1 protein-coding gene is annotated in these 353 nt (G+C 38.8%); it reads left to right on the top strand.

What is annotated here, in order from left to right; genetic code table 11:
* Positions 1 to 55 precede the first annotated feature (55 nt).
* The coding region (locus AVJ23_RS22510; RefSeq protein ID WP_240484777.1) for a LysR family transcriptional regulator at positions 56 to 353 on the top strand (298 nt) is incomplete at its 3' end.

Genomic DNA, 353 nt, shown 5'->3' with positions numbered 1-353 from the left:
TAAAGAAAAGCATTTTCGAAAAGCATCCGAAAATTGTTTTGTCAGTCAGCCAACCTTGAGTATCGCCATTAAAAAACTCGAGGATGAATTGAATGTGACTTTGTTTGAAAGACGTAAAAACGATGTCTTGATTACCCCAATCGGTCAACAAGTGGTCGATTTGGCGGAAGAAATCATTCAAAAAACCAAAACCATCAAACAAATTACCCAGGATGAACAGTCTCAAACCACCGAATTAAAGTTGGGTGCGATTTATACTATTGGGCCCTATCTGTTACCGCATTTGATTTCAGAGTTTCATCAGAAGGCCCAAAACATCCGTTTATCCATTGAAGAAAACTATACGCACGAGC

The sequence above is a fragment of the Pseudoponticoccus marisrubri genome (assembly GCF_001482405.1).
Classification (GTDB): Bacteria; Pseudomonadota; Alphaproteobacteria; order Rhodobacterales; family Rhodobacteraceae; genus Pseudoponticoccus; species Pseudoponticoccus marisrubri.
This window is presented reverse-complemented; position numbering and strand designations above follow the sequence as displayed.